Below are 14,754 nucleotides of genomic sequence, written 5' to 3'. Positions count from 1 at the left end.
TCGCCGCCGGGCCGTTCCCAAGGCGAAACAGCCCCTTTGGGGGGCAGCGACCCGCGTAGCGGCGGAGCGTGGGGGGCGGGAAGTCAGGCAAACACGTCCAGGGGTTGGCTGCCGTCGGCGCGGGGGGCTGGTTGAACTGGTCGGTTCGAGGGCGCGAGTGACTCGCGAGCCACCGACGCCACCCCACGCACACCGTTCTGCCGCGCTCCGCCATCGTCACCCCGCGACCCCGGCTGGCCCTGCGAACCCACCGACACACCACCGAGCTGGATGCCGCTCTTGCCCAGCAGGTCGGCCAGCGATTCCCCGGCGTTTTCGCGCAGTGAGGCGCGCGCTTCGGCGCTGTCGGTCTTGAACGCCACCTGCACCTCCTGCCCCTGCATCGAGAGCTGGATGTCGATGGCTTGTTCACCCGACTCACCGTCCACGCGCAGGCTGGCGTGGCGCAGGTGCTGGGTGCCCCAGTGGGTCACGGTGGGCTCTTCGGCGGCCTGGGCGTCGGCAAACGGGTTGCCGGCCTGGCCGTCGGTGTGGTCGAAGGCGCTGGCGTCCGAGCCTTGGCCGTCCGAACCGGTGGCGCCGTCGCCCGCGCTGGCGCCCGCCGGTGCGGCGGTGCCGTCGGCGGAGCGGCTGGATGCGGTTGGGCTGGACACGCTGAACGTGTCGGTGGTGGCCTCACGCAACTCCGTGGTGGCCAACGGCACGCCGGGGGCCACGCCGAAGCGCTCGTTGAGCGCCACCGTGCTGCGCACGGACGGCAGGTTGGCGGCTTGCTGGATGGCCACGGTCTCGGTGCTGGCCAGCGAGGCGTGGCGCCAGGCCGTGGCCGGTGCGCCGTTGGTGAGTGTGTCGGTCGGCCGTGCGGTCGGCAACGGCTGGAGGCCCAGTCGGGCGGCATGGGCTGGCAGGGCCATGGGCCCTTTGGGAGCCGGCTCCAGCGGCGTGGGCTCCACCGGTGTCATGCCCGAGATGTCGAAGCCGCCATCGGCGCTGCCGGCGGACGCGGTGCTTCGGGCGGCGCGCTCGGCCGACCACGCGGCACCGGGCAGACCGACGTTGTCATCCCCGCCCTTGGCGCTCGACTTGCCCAGGGCAGCGTCGGCGGCGCTGGGCAGGCCCCAGCCCATCAGCGCGGTCAGTGGGTTGTCGCTGCCGTCGGGGGTGCTGTGGTCGCCCTTCGCATCGTCGGCCGGTTCGGTGCCGGTGGTCGTTGCGGTGGCGGCGGCGGGCAGCGCCTGGGTGGCGGACAGCAAACCCAGCAGGGCGGCAAACAGGTCGCCCCCTTCGGCCTTGCGGTCTTGCGCGCGCGCGCCCGGTGGGGTGGGTTTGGCGTTGGCCTCCACCGGTTTGGGTGCGCTGGCGGTGGCGGATGTGGTGCTCATGTTCGGATGCCTTCCTGTTGCGCCCGCGCCAGGCTCTGGCGCAGGTGGATGGTCAGTGCCATCTCGTCGGTGTTTTTCTGGTCCTGGCGTTGCACGCGGTGCTGCACCGCGAGCTGCTTGCGCTCGGTGAACTTGCGCAGGCCGGCCACGTCGCGTTCGCAGACGTGCACCTGGTCCTGGGCGCGCTCGATCAGGTCGCCGCGCTCGCGCAACACGCCGCGCTGGAAGTCCAGTGCGTGGTCGATCTTGGCCATGAACTGGCGGTGGTGCATGAGCAGCGCCACGTCGACCCCAACGGCGCTGCGCGCGGCCCAGCGCTGCTCGGCTTCTTGCGCGTAGGCCTGCAGCTGGTCCATCTGGTCCTGGGCCACCCGCAGTTCGCGCTGCATCTGGCCCAGTGCACCCAGCGCCTCGTCGCGGCGCTTCTCGGCGATTTCAACGACCTTGTTGAGCGTCTGGATCGTGGTCATGCCTGCTTGCCTTCATAGGGGTTGTGGTGGGGACGGGAGGCGCGCTGGGTGCTGCCCGGCTTGTCCTCCTGCAGGGCGCTCTGCAACTGCTGCAGGCTGTCGGGCAGGCTGGCGGCCTCGTTCATGTCCTGCATCAGAAAGCGCTGCAAGGCCGGGTAGAGCACGATGGCCCGGTCGGTCTCCGGGTCGCTGCCGGGCGCGTAGGCGCCGAGCTGGATCAGATCGCGGCTCTTGATGTAGCGCGAGTACGCACCGCGGAACTTGCGCGCCAGGTCCAGGTGCACCGCACCGGCCACGTTGTGCATCACCCGCGAGGCCGAGGCCTCCACGTCGATGGCCGGGAAGTGGCCCGACTCGGCCAGCGAGCGCGAGAGGACGATGTGGCCGTCCAGGATCGCGCGTGCCGCGTCGGCGATCGGGTCCTGCTGGTCGTCGCCCTCGGAGAGCACGGTGTAGAAGGCCGTGATCGAGCCCACGCCGTTCAGGCCGTTGCCGCTGCGCTCCACCAGCTGCGGCAGCTTGGCAAAGCACGACGGCGGGTAACCCTTGGTGGCCGGTGGCTCGCCGATGGCCAGCGCGATCTCGCGCTGCGCCATGGCGTAGCGGGTGAGCGAGTCCATGAGCAGCAGCACGTCGAGCCCATCGTCGCGAAAGCGCTCGGCAATCGCCGTGGCGTAAGCCGCGCCCTGCATGCGCACCAGCGGCGGCGCGTCGGCCGGGGCGGCCACCACCACCGAGCGCTTGCGGCCTTCGGCACCCAGGATGTCTTCAATGAATTCCTTGACCTCGCGGCCGCGCTCGCCGATGAGGCCGACCACGATCACGTCGGCCTTGGTGTAGCGCGCCATCATGCCCAGCAGCACGCTCTTGCCCACGCCGGAGCCGGCAAACAGGCCAATGCGCTGGCCACGGCCCACCGTGAGCAGGGCGTTGATCGCGCGCACGCCGGTGTCCAGCGGGGTGCGCACCGGGTCGCGGTCCATGGCGTTGAGCGGGGCGCGGTCCATCGGTTCGATGTCCACGTCGGTGATCGGGCCCATGTGGTCCATGGGGTTGCCGTGCGAGTCGACCACGCGGCCCAGCAAGCCCTTGCCCAGCGGCAGCCGCAGCGTGCCACGGTCGTCGGGCGAGGGCGGTTTGTTGGTTTGTCCCACACGCGGCACGGTGCGGTAGGGCGCCAGCGGCGTCACGCTGGCACCGCTGGAGAGGCCGTGCGTGTCGCCCGCGGGCATGAGAAAGGCGCGGTCGTTGGAGAAGCCCACCACCTCGGCCAGCACCGGCGCCTTGCTGCCGTTGCCAATCAGGCATTGCGAACCCACCGGCACCTTCAGGCCCACGGCTTCGAGCACCAGACCGGCCAGGCGGGTCAGCGTGCCGCGCACCTCCAGCGGCGTTTCCACGCTGGCGTTGACGCGCACCTCGTCCATGAAATGGCCCCAGCGGCTGTCGGAGCCAAAGGTGCTGTCAGACATCGGCGTCTCCTGGGTTCGGGTTCCAGGCCACGTTCATGCCGAGGTTGCCCACGGCGCGCGACCAGCGTTTTTCGATCGTGGCGTCCACCGCCGAGGTGCTGGATTCGATCAGGCAGCCACCGGGGCTGATCTGGGCGTCGGCCACGAACTCGGGCAGCGGGCTGTTGAGGGTTTCCTGCAACACGCCCTTCATCAGCGCGAGGTCGCCCGGGTTCATGCGGACCGTGGCGGGCAGGCCGTCGTCCACCAGCTGTGCGAGGGCCTCGGCGATCACGGGCTTCAAGTGCTGCGGATCGCTGGCGATGGCCTGGCGCACCACCTGGCGGGCCAGGTCGCAAGCCAGTTCCAGGATGTGGCGCGAAATCTTCTCTTCGCTCTTCTTCAGGTTGTCCTTGGTGTTGTGCAGCAGTTGCGCCATGCGCACCGCCGTCTCTTCGGCGGTCTTGCGCACCGTGGCCTCCAGGGCATCACGCACCTCCTGGCCGCCGGCTTCGTGCCCACGCTCGAAGCCCTCGGCGTAGGCCTGCTGCCGCGCTTCCTGCAACGCCTCGCTGGTCACACCTTCGCTCTTGTCGGTGGCGGGCGCCTGCAGGTGTTCGTCGCTGCCATCCACCGCGGAAAAATGCCAGGCGGCCACGCCTTCGATCTCTTCGCGCGGGATGAAGCGGGAATGGGGGTTGGGTCTGGAGGCCATGGTCAGTCACCCGTCCTGGTCATACGAAGGCCTCGTCTTCGCCACCACCGCCGAGCATGATCTGTCCCTCGTCGGAGAGGCGACGCACGATCTTCAGGATTTCCTTCTGTTGGGTCTCCACCTCCGACAAGCGCATCGGACCGCGCGATTCGAGGTCTTCGCGCAGCGCTTCGGCGGCGCGGCTGGACATGTTGGCCAACACCAGTTCGCGCAGTTCGGTGGTGGCGCCCTTGAGTGACACCACCAGCGAATCGGTGGAGACTTCCTTGAGCACCAGCTGCACCGACTTGCCGTCGAGCTTGAGCAGGTCTTCGAACACGAACATCTTGTCCATGATCTTTTGCGCCAGTTCGGCGTCGAACTCGCGGATCGATTCGATCACCGAGGTCTCGATCTGCGTGCCCATCATGTTGATGATCTCGGCCGCGGTCTTGACGCCACCCATGGAGGTCTTGCGGATCTTGTCGCCACCGGCGAGCACCTTGTAGAGCACCTCGTTGAGGTCTTTCAGCGCGGTGGGCTGGATGCCTTCGAGCGTGGCGATGCGCAGCATCACCTCGTTGCGGGTGCGCTCGGTGAAGTTCTTGAGCACGCCGGCGGTCTGGTCCGATTCCAGGTGCACCAGGATGGCGGCCACGATCTGCGGATGTTCGTTGCGCAGCAGTTCGGCGATCGACAGCGGGTCCATCCACTTCAGGCTCTCGATGCCCGAAACGTCACCGCCTTGCAGGATTCGGTCGATCAGCAGCGAAGCCTTGTCGTCGCCCAGCGCGCGCTTGAGCACCGCACGCACGTAGTTGTCGGTGTCGGACACCAGCAGGCTCTGGGAGGAGGCCGCGCCGGTGAACTTCTGCATCACCTGGTCCACCCGCTCGTGCGAGACCGAGCGCGTCTTGGCGATGGTCTCGCCCAGCTTCTGCACTTCTTTCGGGCTGAGGTGCTTGAACACCTCGGCCGCTTCTTCCTCGCCGATCGACATGAGAAAGATCGCGGCGTCCTGGATTCCCTGGTCTTCCATGTGCTTTTCTCTGTGGGGTGTGTGTGGGTCTGCGGGGGGTCAGGCTGGGGATTCGCCGTTGACCCAGCCTTTGACGATGTTCGCCACGGCCATGGGGTTCTCCAACGCCAGGCGCTTGGCGTCGGTGAGTCGCTGGCTCTCGGGCGTGGGTTCGTTGCTGGGCATCGGCAGGCCCGGGCGCTCAGGGGCTTCGTTGAGCATGGCGTTCAGCGGCTGCACCTCGGTCTGGCTGCGCACCACCGGCGTCTTGAGCAGCTTGAGGCCCGGGCGCACCATGCCCATGAGCACCAGCAGGCCCAGGCCCACCATGCCCAGCGGCCAGGCCAGGCCGCGCAGGAACTCCTGGTTTTCGGCCTGCTGCCACCATGCGATGGTTTCGGCTTCGCTGGTCTTCTCGATGTTGAAAGGCGCGTTGACCACGTTCACCGAATCGCCGCGGTCCTTGTTGAAGCCGATGGTCTCGCGCACCAGCGCGGTCATTTGTTCGAGCTGCGCGGCTGGAATGGCCACCGTGGTTTCCTTGCCCGCCTTGTCGGTCGTGGTGCGGTGGTTGATCACCACCGCCGCGCTCAGGCGCTTGATCTGGCCGCTGGACTCGCGCACCACCTTGACCGTCTTGTCCACTTCGTAGTTCACCACCGACTCGCGGCGCATGTTGCCCGGCTTGTCGGTGCCGCCCTGGGGCGTCACGCCCACGGGTGCGGCAGCGCCGTTGACCGGAGCGGTGCCGGTCACGGGCGGCTGGTTGCTCACGGCCCCCGGCACGCCCGACGGGGCGGCACCGGCGGCGGCACCGTCCACCACCGTCTGCTGGCTGCGCACGGCGCTGGTGTCGGGACTCTGGTTGGGCTTGTGCTCTTCGCTGGTCGACTCGACCATGGAGAAGTCCACGTCGGCGCTGACCTGGGCCTTCACGTTGTTGCGGCCCACCAGCGGCTCCAGCATCTCCATGATGCGGCGCGTGTAGAGCTGTTCGATCTGCTGCGTGTACTGCAGCTTCTGGGTGTCGGCGCCCTGGGCCTGGGCGTCGGCCGGGGCCGAGAGCAGGTTGCCCGCGTCGTCCACCACGCTCACCGCCTTGGGGTTCATCTCGGGCACGCTGCTGGCCACCAGGTGCACGATGCCGGCGACCTGCGCGCGGTCGAGCGTGCGACCGGCGTGCAGCGTGAGCAGCACCGAGGCGCTGGGTTTTTGCTGTTCGCGGAAGAAGCCGTTCTGGTTCGGCAGGGCCAGGTGGATGCGCGCGCTCTGCACGGAGGAGAGTGACTGGATCGAGCGGGTCAGTTCGCCTTCGAGCCCGCGCTGGAACGTGAGCCGCTCCTGGAACTGCGTCATGCCGAAGCGGTTGGCTTCCATCTGCTCGAACCCGGAGATCGAACCCTTGGGCAAACCTTGCGAGGCCAGGCGCAGGCGCGTGTCGTGCACCTTGTCGGCCGGCACCAGGATGGCCTGGCCACCCTCGGCGTGTTTGTAGGGCACGTTCATCTGCGAGAGCTGCGCCACGATGGCCCCGCCGTCCTTGTCGCCCAGGTTGGCGTAGAGCACGCGGTACTCGGGCTGGCGACCCATGAAAAAGAAGGCCAGGGCGATCGCCAGCAGGGCCAGTGCGCCCAGTCCGAGCTTGATCTTCTGGGCCTGGTCCATGCGCGAGAGGCCTTCGCCGAAAGCGCTGCGGCTCGCGGGCTGGAGTTCTATCGGTGCCAGGGTGGTGCTCATGGGTGCAGGGCTCGGGTAGAAGGTCGGTTTCGGGAAGGATTGCCTCCCGTTGCGACCGATTATTCGGCCCCACCCCCCGCGCCATACCCTCGATAAGGCCGTGCTTTGTGCCCTTATTCCCGCCGCGTTGGCCGGCCTCGCCGCCTAGCATCAACGCATTCAATTTGTGAGAGGACTCTGCCATGGACATGCGCATCTCCCCCCTGACCAGCCAGGCGTTGACCGGCGTTGGTCAAACCCAGCTCAAACGCCCCGGCGGTGTGGGCGGCGCCGGTGGTGTGGAAGGTGGCTTTGCCGCCAACCTGAAAGACGCACTCAAGAGCGTGAGCGCTGCCCAGAACGAAGCGTCGCGCCTGCAGACCGAGGTGCAACTGGGCAACCCCAAGGTCAGTCTGGAAGAAACCATGCTGGCGATGCAGAAGTCGCAGGTGGGGTTTCAGGCCACGCTGCACGTGCGCAACCGCATGGTCCAGGCCTACACCGACATCATGAACATGGGGGTCTGACACGGTCTCTCCGGAGCGCGTGTCTGAACCCAGAGATGCCGAGGAACTGGCTTTGCCCGGCCTCAGGCATCGTCCCCCCGGGGGGAAGCCGCGAAGCGGCGCAGGGGGGTTTCCCTTCTAGTGCATCGGCTGCGCCTGGTTGCGGTCGATCAGCTGCGCGAGGTCGTTGAGCCAGGGCTCGGCCAGGCAACGGATCTCGGCATCCGTGCGCAGGATGCGCTGCATGATCTTCGTTTTTTCCTTGCGCTCTTCCGGCGCCAGCGCGTCGGTCTTGGACTTGAACCGCAGCTGCGCGATCAGCACCGCGCAGGCACCTTCGAGCCGCACCACCTGGTCCCAGTTTTCCGTCTTCGCCGCTTCGAGCATCTGGCTGCTCGTGCGCTCGATGGCTTTGTAATAGTCCAGCAAACTGTGCTCCATGTCAGGCCCCAAGGCCCGTGGCGGGCGGTACGGCGGCGGCTCCGCGGATCTGTTTCCACGACTCGGCCAGCGGCTCGATGAGGCCGATCACTTCGGTCACCAGTGCCCGGTCGTTGCGCAGGTTGGCCAGCGTCAGGCGTTGTACGGCGTAGCCGTACAGGCCATTCAGATTTTTGGCCAGGTCTCCGCCTTGGGCCATGTTCAGGCCGCCCTTGAGGCCTTCTTCCAGAATGCGCACGGCCTTGCCGATCGCCTGGCCCTTGGCCTCGATCTCGCCGCGCTCCATGGCGCCACGCGCTGCGTTGAGCGACTGCATCAGGCCGTCAAACAGCATGCCCACCAACTGGTGCGGGTCGGCGGTGCTCACGCCGGTGTCGGCGGAAACGCGTTTGTAAGCGGAGGCGGCTCGTGAATTCACAGAGGTAAACATGGCTTCGGTTCCTTGTGGCTGATACCTTTCTGTATCGGCAGGCCCGGTGGGGACTGTAGGTGCCAAAGCCCGGATATGCGGTGTAAATGGGGATGAGGTGTTCATGGTTGTAACGTCCTCGTCAATGCATCACGGATGGAGTGAAAAGCCCGACCAGGCGGGGGCTGCGCAGGGTCGGGTTGGCGATGAAGCAACGGAGGGTCAACCCGTGGATTTGTTCCAAAGCGTGACCTGCTGGTTCACGAACGAACTCAGTCCGTTAAGCCGGCCCACGGCCGCGTCCATGGCGTTGTACTGCGCCAGGTAGCGCGTTTCGGAGCGAGCCGCACGTTCGATCACCCTCTCCTGCTCCTTGGTGTTGCGCCGTATCGCGTTCTGCAGCGAATCGGTCCGTGTGCTGAGCGAGCCTGAAGCGGCGACCATGCCATCGGCAAAGGCCTTGATCTTCAGCCCGAAGCCTTGGGCTGTTGGGTCGGTGCTGGAGGTCGAAAACAGGGCCCGAAGTCCATCGACGTTGCCGAGTGCGCTCGAGAGCTTGTCGGCCTTGATCTCCAGCTTGCCATCCTTCTGAGCTTCGATGCCCACGTCGATGAGGCGCGAAAACGGGCTGCTGGCGGTTACCGAGCGCATCATGCCCCGCATGGCGTTTTGCAGACCCACTGCGGTGCTGTCACCCTGCAATGAGCCTGCGGTTTTGGTGGTCGGGTTGTATTTGGTCGCCACCGTCAGCAGGTCGTTGAGCGCGTTGTAGGCGTCCACAAACGACTGCACGTTTTTTTTCATGGCTTCCTGATCGGCGGCCACCGCAATCTCCACCGGCTCGGTGGTGACTTGGGTCAGTGTGAGTGTGAGCCCCGGCACGGTGTCGGTCAGGCGGTTGCTGGGTGAGGTGATCGCCACGTTGTTGATTGTGGCCTCGGCGTCTTGCGGCGCCTGGGTTTGTGTCATGCCACCGGTCACGAGCGGCCCAAACGCCAGCCGCTCCAGCCCCGGGCTGCCGCCGCTCACCGCCACAGTGAAACTTTTGCTGATACCGGTGTCGGTGGCACGCATCAACAGGCGTTCCCCGCTCGCGTCCCGCACCACGGTGGCAGACACCCCGGCCTTGGCGTCGTTGATCGTGCGCGCCACATCGGCCAGGCTGTCCTTGCCGGCTTCTATGACCACGTCCACCGCTGCGCCCGAACCCACCTGGATGCTGAGCGTTCCTGCGCCGAGTGCGCTCTGCAGGGCAAAAGGTGGAAGCGCTGTTGCGGCCGATTGCGCTTTCGCCAGTTTCTGCACCTCGATGGAGAGGCTGGTGGCGCTGGAGCCAGCCGACGTGCTGACCGTCACCGCCTTGTCGTTTGAAGTGGAAGCCTTCACGCTGTTCCAGCCGGCTGGATCGGAGAGCTTGGCCGCTGCGTCGCCAAAGCCGGACATCATGGACTTGAGCGTGCCGTAGATGGAGAGCTGGCTCTGCATCGAGGTGGCGCTTTTTTGCAGGGGCTGCAGGGGCGCCCGGTCGAGCGCCACCAGTTGCGAGACGATGCTCTTGATGTCGATGCCGCTGGCCAGGCCTGGCGACGAAATGGTGGACATGGGTGGTGCTCCTTCCCGGGATGGACGGACCCCACGCAGGTTGCATAGGGTCTGTTCATCCCGCAAAGCCCGAGGCGGTGGGGTGGTTTTTAGCCACCACCACCGCCCGGGGCAGCCCTGCCGGTACCGGCAAGGCGCTTGCGGAGATCGCTGTGCCGATCAGCGCAGCAGGCTCAGCACGCCCTGAGGCAGCTGGTTGGCCTGGGCCACCATGGCGGTGCCAGCCTGCTGCAGGATCTGGGCGCGTGACAGGTTGGCGGTTTCCTTGGCAAAGTCGGCGTCTACGATACGGCCACGGGCAGCGGAGAGGTTTTCCGAGCTGGTCTGCAGGTTCTGGATCACGGAACCGAAGCGGTTCTGGATGGCACCCATGTCGGCGCGCGACGAGTTGATGCTGGTCAGCGCGGTGTCGGCGATGGACAGTGCTTTTTGCGCACCTGAGAACGTCGAGACGTCTAGGTCGTTCGCTTCAAAAGCAGTGGTGGCTGCCGTAGATGCAGCGGTGAGGCCCGTGTTGGTGATCGTGCCGCCCACCACGGTCGCTGTGGCCGCACGGGTGGACTGCAGTGTCACGCCGTTGCTCGCATTGACCACTGCAAACACGCCAGTCGTTTCCACCTTCTGGTTGATGGCAGAGGCCAGCGCGGTGGCCGTCGCCGCCACGCTGCCTTGGGCTGCCACGTTGTCGATGGCCACGGTGTTAATGGTCAAACCGCTGATTGCTGCGTCTGTGACCACTCCCCCTGCCACGTCAGCGGCAAAGTTGGTGCTGCCCAGAGAGTTGGTCTGTGCGTTGGTCACGGCACTGACGGTGATCAACTGACCGGCGTTGGCACCGACCTGGAAGGCCTTGCCGGTGAAGCTGCCGTCGAGCAGCTTGGTGCCGTTGAACTCGGTCTGCGTGGCCACACGCTGTATCTCGGACTGCAGCTGCGAGACTTCCTTTTGCAGGGCCGTGCGGTCGGAGTCCGAGTTGGTGGCGTTGGACGATTGCACGGCCAGTTCGCGGATGCGCTGCAGGTTGTTGCCGATCTCGGCCATGGCGCCTTCAGCGGTTTGCGCCAGCGAGATGCCGTCGTTGGCGTTGCGGGCGGCCACGTTCAGGCCCTTGACCTGGGCGTTCATGCGCTCCGAGATCGCCAGGCCAGCGGCGTCGTCCTTGGCGCTGTTGACACGCAGGCCGGAAGACAGGCGCTGCATGGAGGTGGACAGCGAGCCCTGCGAAGCCGATAGGTTGCGCTGGGCGTTCATCGACTGGATGTTGGTGTTGATGGTGGTCATGAATGACTCCTGGGTGTGTGGTTATTGCGCTTGCGGTGGGCTGGCTGTTCGATCAGCGCAGCAGGCTCAGCACGCCCTGAGGCAGCTGGTTGGCCTGGGCCACCATGGCGGTGCCAGCCTGCTGCAGGATCTGGGCGCGTGACAGGTTGGCGGTTTCCTTGGCAAAGTCGGCGTCTACGATACGGCCACGGGCAGCGGAGAGGTTTTCCGAGCTGGTCTGCAGGTTCTGGATCACGGAACCGAAGCGGTTCTGGATGGCACCCATGTCGGCGCGCGACGAGTTGATGCTGGTCAGCGCGGTGTCGGCGATGGACAGTGCTTTTTGCGCACCTGAGAACGTCGAGACGTCTAGGTCGTTCGCTTCAAAAGCAGTGGTGGCTGCCGTAGATGCAGCGGTGAGGCCCGTGTTGGTGATCGTGCCGCCCACCACGGTCGCTGTGGCCGCACGGGTGGACTGCAGTGTCACGCCGTTGCTCGCATTGACCACTGCAAACACGCCAGTCGTTTCCACCTTCTGGTTGATGGCAGAGGCCAGCGCGGTGGCCGTCGCCGCCACGCTGCCTTGGGCTGCCACGTTGTCGATGGCCACGGTGTTAATGGTCAAACCGCTGATTGCTGCGTCTGTGACCACTCCCCCTGCCACGTCAGCGGCAAAGTTGGTGCTGCCCAGAGAGTTGGTCTGTGCGTTGGTCACGGCACTGACGGTGATCAACTGACCGGCGTTGGCACCGACCTGGAAGGCCTTGCCGGTGAAGCTGCCGTCGAGCAGCTTGGTGCCGTTGAACTCGGTCTGCGTGGCCACACGCTGTATCTCGGACTGCAGCTGCGAGACTTCCTTTTGCAGGGCCGTGCGGTCGGAGTCCGAGTTGGTGGCGTTGGACGATTGCACGGCCAGTTCGCGGATGCGCTGCAGGTTGTTGCCGATCTCGGCCATGGCGCCTTCAGCGGTTTGCGCCAGCGAGATGCCGTCGTTGGCGTTGCGGGCGGCCACGTTCAGGCCCTTGACCTGGGCGTTCATGCGCTCCGAGATCGCCAGGCCAGCGGCGTCGTCCTTGGCGCTGTTGACACGCAGGCCGGAAGACAGGCGCTGCATGGAGGTGGACAGCGAGCCCTGCGAAGCCGACAGGTTGCGCTGGGCATTCATCGACTGGATGTTGGTGTTGATGGTGGTCATAACTAACTCCTAAAAATGGAAAAAAAGTAATCCGGCATTGATGCCAATCTCAACGCCAGCCAGAAGGCTGGCCGCCATGACCGGAGCTGGCTGCACGCGCCGGATGGACCCCAGGTCTCTTCCAACTCGCCGCTTCACTTGCCGGACGACGAACCTTTTTAGAAGTCCGTTGGTTTCAATTTCGGAGACCTGCACGGATTCTTTAGCCCTGCTTGAAATTCGTTTTGCAGATAAGCAGGTGTGTCGGGGTGCAGTTCGGTGCTTAGCGCGGGCTGGTGGCGTCTCCGGCGCTTGAGGAAGCCGTTACACATCAACAGCCGCCGCGCGAGGCGAGGGTGCTCCCTCATGACCATCGGCGCGCATTCAGCGCACCTGAGCCGTGGAACGGCTGCGTTTCGAGGCGCGCACGGGCGGCACCGTTTTGAGAACCAAAGACGTAGGCGTCTGGCTGACACGCGGGTGCTGCACACCTGACACGCGGTACAGCCGTTTACCGATTCAAGATTTTGTTGCGCTCGACACAATTACACACATCGGGTCAGGAGTTGTAAGCAAGTCGCCAACAACCCAGGCCCCCACACCGAAGGAACACATCATGGACAGCGAACAACTCCTGGCAGAAATCCGCGAAGCCAACCTGACCTACCTGATGCTGGCTCAGAACCTCATCCGCAAGGACCGCGCCGAAGCGCTGTTCCGCCTCGGTCTGACCGAAGAAGCCGCCGACCTGCTGGGCATGCTGTCCACCGCGCAGCTGCTGAAGATCGCCTCAAGCAACATGTTGCTGTGCCGCTTCCGTGTGGACGACGACCTGGTGTGGAACCTGCTGACCAGCCACAACGTGAAGAAGGTGGACAACGCCACCACCACGCAGCTGCACGCCAGCATCCTGATGGCCGGCAAGTTCGCCGAGTCCATGGCTGCGCACTGAGCTGCGCGGTCCCCGGTTTCCCTTCTCACACGCTCCAGGAGCACACCATGGCCGTCGGCAAAAGCATCCTCAACGAGTCCCGCGACATCGAACGCGCGGTGGCCCTGATCCAGCTCGGTGCGCGCCTGCAGGTGCTGGAGTACGAAACCAGCCTCTCGTACGAGCGCCTGTTGCGCCTGTACAAGGAAGTGGCGGGCAAGAGCCCCTCGAAAGGCCAGTTGCCTTTCTCCACCGACTGGTTCCTCACGTGGCAGCCCAACATCCACGCTTCGCTGTTCCTCAACATCCACGAGTACCTGAGCAAGACCAGCGAACTCGAAGAGATCGACACGGTGATCAAGGCCTTCCGCCTGTACAACGACCAGATGACGGCCAGCTCGATCGAGCCCATCCTCTCGGTCACCCGCGCCTGGCGCCTGGTGAAGTTCGTGGACAACGGCATGCTGACCCTGACCAAGTGCACCTGCTGTGGCGGCAACTTCGTCACCGAGCCCTACGAGAACCGGCATTTCGTGTGCGGCCTGTGCCAGCCACCGGCGCGTGCCGGCAAGGGTGCGGCTTCGGGCGGACTCCGCCTGCACTGATCACCGCCTTTCCCAAAACCTGAAATGGACCCCGATGCGGGTCCATTTCGCGTTTATGGCTCCCTTCAATCGCACCTAGAGTTGGTCGATAGAGAAGGCATCCCCCCAAAGTCACGTGGCACTCCGGTGCAGCGTCCTCTTTCAGGCCCACACACATGTTCGTCATCATCGGTTTTGTCGTTTCGATGCTTTGCATCTTCGGCGTCTACATCTTCCACGGCGGCAACATCGCGGTGGTGCTCAAGGCCCTGCCGTTCGAGATGACCACCATCCTCGGTGCGGCCATCGGCGCTTTCCTCATCAACAACCAGATGAAGGTGATCAAGGCGTCGTTGAAGGGACTGGCCGGCTGCTTCAAGGGCAGTCGCTACACCAAGGCCCGCTACATGGAGCTCATGGCGCTGCAGTACGACCTGCTGCAAAAGGCCCGCAAGGAGGGCCTGATGGCGATCGAGCAGGACGTCGAGAATCCGCACGAATCGGCGGTCTTCAAGAAGTACCCCACCATCGCCGCCGACCACCACGTCGTCGAGTTCATCACCGACTACCTGCGCATGATGGTCTCGGGCAACCTGAACGCGCACGAGATCGAGTCGCTCATGGACAGCGAGATCGAAACCCACCACCAGGAAGCCCACGCGCCGGTGGCCGCCGTCGGCCGCCTGGCCGGGGGTTTGCCGGCCTTCGGCATCGTGGCCGCCGTGCTGGGTGTGGTGAACACCATGGGCTCGGTCGGCCAGCCGCCCGCCGTGCTCGGCGGCATGATCGCCTCCGCCCTGGTGGGCACGTTCCTGGGCATCTTGCTGGCCTATGGTGTGTTCGAGCCGCTCGGTGGCCTGATGGACCAGAAGGTGGAAGAGAGCGGCAAGGAGTTCCAGTGCATCAAGACCACGCTGCTGGCCAGCATGCAGGGCTACGCGCCGTCCACCGCCATCGAGTTCGGCCGCAAGGTGCTGCTGTCCGACGTCAGGCCCACGTTCAACGAACTTGAAGCCCACGTCAAAGGCAAGAAGTAATCCAGCAGAGAGCACAGCATGGCCGACGGCAAGAAACTCCAACCGATCATCATCAAGCGCATCAAGAAGAGCGGCCACG

At 65.4% G+C, this 14,754-nt stretch carries 15 protein-coding genes; 4 read left to right on the top strand and 11 right to left on the bottom strand.

All coding sequences use genetic code 11. From position 1 onward, the window contains the following. Positions 1–83: 83 nt before the first annotated feature. The 6 genes from Q1W68_RS16100 to fliF are packed head-to-tail and all read right to left on the bottom strand — an operon-like array spanning position 84 to position 6,752. Positions 84–1,382, bottom strand: coding sequence for a flagellar hook-length control protein FliK (locus tag Q1W68_RS16100; RefSeq protein WP_300653626.1), 1,299 nt, complete (start codon positions 1,380–1,382; stop codon positions 84–86). Further along, positions 1,379–1,852 (bottom strand): flagellar export protein FliJ, encoded by a 474-nt coding sequence (fliJ, locus tag Q1W68_RS16095; protein WP_300717086.1) that lies wholly within the window; start codon positions 1,850–1,852, stop codon positions 1,379–1,381. Before fliJ ends, Q1W68_RS16100 begins: the two co-directional genes overlap by 4 nt. Beyond that, entirely contained in the window at positions 1,849–3,279 is a 1,431-nt protein-coding gene (gene fliI / locus Q1W68_RS16090; protein WP_300717114.1) for a flagellar protein export ATPase FliI, read from the bottom strand. The genes fliJ and fliI overlap by 4 nt, the downstream gene beginning before the upstream one ends. Before the next feature lie 37 nt (positions 3,280–3,316). Beyond that, positions 3,317–4,018: a flagellar assembly protein FliH gene (locus Q1W68_RS16085; protein ID WP_291520100.1), complete on the bottom strand. Its 702-nt coding sequence runs from the start codon at positions 4,016–4,018 to the stop codon at positions 3,317–3,319. 19 nt (positions 4,019–4,037) lie between these two features. Next, entirely contained in the window at positions 4,038–5,036 is a 999-nt protein-coding gene (gene fliG, locus Q1W68_RS16080) for a flagellar motor switch protein FliG (protein WP_291520101.1), read from the bottom strand. Positions 5,037–5,075: 39 nt separating this feature from the next. Continuing rightward, a complete protein-coding gene (gene fliF / locus Q1W68_RS16075) occupies positions 5,076–6,752 on the bottom strand; it encodes a flagellar basal-body MS-ring/collar protein FliF (protein WP_291520102.1) in 1,677 nt (558 codons plus the stop codon). A gap of 182 nt (positions 6,753–6,934) precedes the next feature. Between fliF and fliE the strand changes: the two genes are divergently transcribed. Next, positions 6,935–7,258: a flagellar hook-basal body complex protein FliE gene (fliE, locus tag Q1W68_RS16070; RefSeq protein WP_291520103.1), complete on the top strand. Its 324-nt coding sequence runs from the start codon at positions 6,935–6,937 to the stop codon at positions 7,256–7,258. Positions 7,259–7,375: 117 nt separating this feature from the next. Here the strand turns inward: fliE and Q1W68_RS16065 are convergent, their stop codons facing one another. From Q1W68_RS16065 to Q1W68_RS16045, 5 genes are all read right to left on the bottom strand, one after another. Then, the gene (locus Q1W68_RS16065) at positions 7,376–7,678 is read right to left on the bottom strand and encodes a flagellar protein FliT (RefSeq protein WP_291520104.1); all 303 of its coding nucleotides are present in this window, start codon (positions 7,676–7,678) and stop codon (positions 7,376–7,378) included. Between the two features lies 1 nt (position 7,679). Beyond that, positions 7,680–8,108, bottom strand: coding sequence for a flagellar export chaperone FliS (gene fliS / locus Q1W68_RS16060; RefSeq protein ID WP_291520105.1), 429 nt, complete (start codon positions 8,106–8,108; stop codon positions 7,680–7,682). Between the two features lie 201 nt (positions 8,109–8,309). Further along, positions 8,310–9,689 (bottom strand): flagellar filament capping protein FliD, encoded by a 1,380-nt coding sequence (fliD, locus tag Q1W68_RS16055; RefSeq protein ID WP_291520106.1) that lies wholly within the window; start codon positions 9,687–9,689, stop codon positions 8,310–8,312. Between the two features lie 159 nt (positions 9,690–9,848). Then, positions 9,849–10,970 carry a flagellin gene (locus Q1W68_RS16050; protein ID WP_300649732.1) on the bottom strand — a complete coding sequence of 374 codons (1,122 nt, stop codon included), beginning with the start codon at positions 10,968–10,970 and terminating at the stop codon, positions 9,849–9,851. 52 nt (positions 10,971–11,022) lie between these two features. Beyond that, complete coding sequence (locus Q1W68_RS16045; protein ID WP_300649732.1) at positions 11,023–12,144, bottom strand: flagellin; 1,122 nt, start codon at positions 12,142–12,144, stop codon at positions 11,023–11,025. Between the two features lie 595 nt (positions 12,145–12,739). Between Q1W68_RS16045 and flhD the strand changes: the two genes are divergently transcribed. The 3 genes from flhD to motA all read left to right on the top strand — a co-directional run bounded on the left by flhD (position 12,740) and on the right by motA (position 14,675). Beyond that, complete coding sequence (flhD, locus tag Q1W68_RS16040) at positions 12,740–13,075, top strand: flagellar transcriptional regulator FlhD (RefSeq protein WP_056268595.1); 336 nt, start codon at positions 12,740–12,742, stop codon at positions 13,073–13,075. Positions 13,076–13,122: 47 nt separating this feature from the next. Next, entirely contained in the window at positions 13,123–13,659 is a 537-nt protein-coding gene (gene flhC / locus Q1W68_RS16035) for a flagellar transcriptional regulator FlhC (protein ID WP_159607958.1), read from the top strand. 155 nt (positions 13,660–13,814) lie between these two features. Beyond that, a complete protein-coding gene (gene motA, locus Q1W68_RS16030) occupies positions 13,815–14,675 on the top strand; it encodes a flagellar motor stator protein MotA (RefSeq protein ID WP_300658854.1) in 861 nt (286 codons plus the stop codon). Positions 14,676–14,754 lie beyond the last annotated feature (79 nt).

The organism is Hydrogenophaga sp., assembly GCF_030158645.1.
In the GTDB taxonomy this organism is placed as follows: Bacteria; Pseudomonadota; Gammaproteobacteria; order Burkholderiales; family Burkholderiaceae_C; genus Hydrogenophaga.
Note: the sequence above shows the minus strand (reverse complement) of the source record. Positions and strands in the feature narration are given on the sequence as shown.

Excerpts from the sequence above, each read along its gene's own strand:
- Q1W68_RS16100 (WP_300653626.1), bottom strand. The coding sequence starts at position 1,382 with ATGAGCACCACATCCGCCACCGCCAGCGCACCCAAACCGGTGGAGGCC.
- fliJ (WP_300717086.1), bottom strand. The coding sequence starts at position 1,852 with ATGACCACGATCCAGACGCTCAACAAGGTCGTTGAAATCGCCGAGAAG.
- fliI (WP_300717114.1), bottom strand. The coding sequence starts at position 3,279 with ATGGACGAGGTGCGCGTCAACGCCAGCGTGGAAACGCCGCTGGAGGTG.
- Q1W68_RS16085 (WP_291520100.1), bottom strand. The coding sequence starts at position 4,018 with ATGGCCTCCAGACCCAACCCCCATTCCCGCTTCATCCCGCGCGAAGAG.
- fliG (WP_291520101.1), bottom strand. The coding sequence starts at position 5,036 with ATGGAAGACCAGGGAATCCAGGACGCCGCGATCTTTCTCATGTCGATC.
- fliF (WP_291520102.1), bottom strand. The coding sequence starts at position 6,752 with ATGAGCACCACCCTGGCACCGATAGAACTCCAGCCCGCGAGCCGCAGC.
- fliE (WP_291520103.1), top strand. The coding sequence starts at position 6,935 with ATGGACATGCGCATCTCCCCCCTGACCAGCCAGGCGTTGACCGGCGTT.
- Q1W68_RS16065 (WP_291520104.1), bottom strand. The coding sequence starts at position 7,678 with ATGGAGCACAGTTTGCTGGACTATTACAAAGCCATCGAGCGCACGAGC.
- fliS (WP_291520105.1), bottom strand. The coding sequence starts at position 8,108 with ATGTTTACCTCTGTGAATTCACGAGCCGCCTCCGCTTACAAACGCGTT.
- fliD (WP_291520106.1), bottom strand. The coding sequence starts at position 9,689 with ATGTCCACCATTTCGTCGCCAGGCCTGGCCAGCGGCATCGACATCAAG.
- Q1W68_RS16050 (WP_300649732.1), bottom strand. The coding sequence starts at position 10,970 with ATGACCACCATCAACACCAACATCCAGTCGATGAACGCCCAGCGCAAC.
- Q1W68_RS16045 (WP_300649732.1), bottom strand. The coding sequence starts at position 12,144 with ATGACCACCATCAACACCAACATCCAGTCGATGAATGCCCAGCGCAAC.
- flhD (WP_056268595.1), top strand. The coding sequence starts at position 12,740 with ATGGACAGCGAACAACTCCTGGCAGAAATCCGCGAAGCCAACCTGACC.
- flhC (WP_159607958.1), top strand. The coding sequence starts at position 13,123 with ATGGCCGTCGGCAAAAGCATCCTCAACGAGTCCCGCGACATCGAACGC.
- motA (WP_300658854.1), top strand. The coding sequence starts at position 13,815 with ATGTTCGTCATCATCGGTTTTGTCGTTTCGATGCTTTGCATCTTCGGC.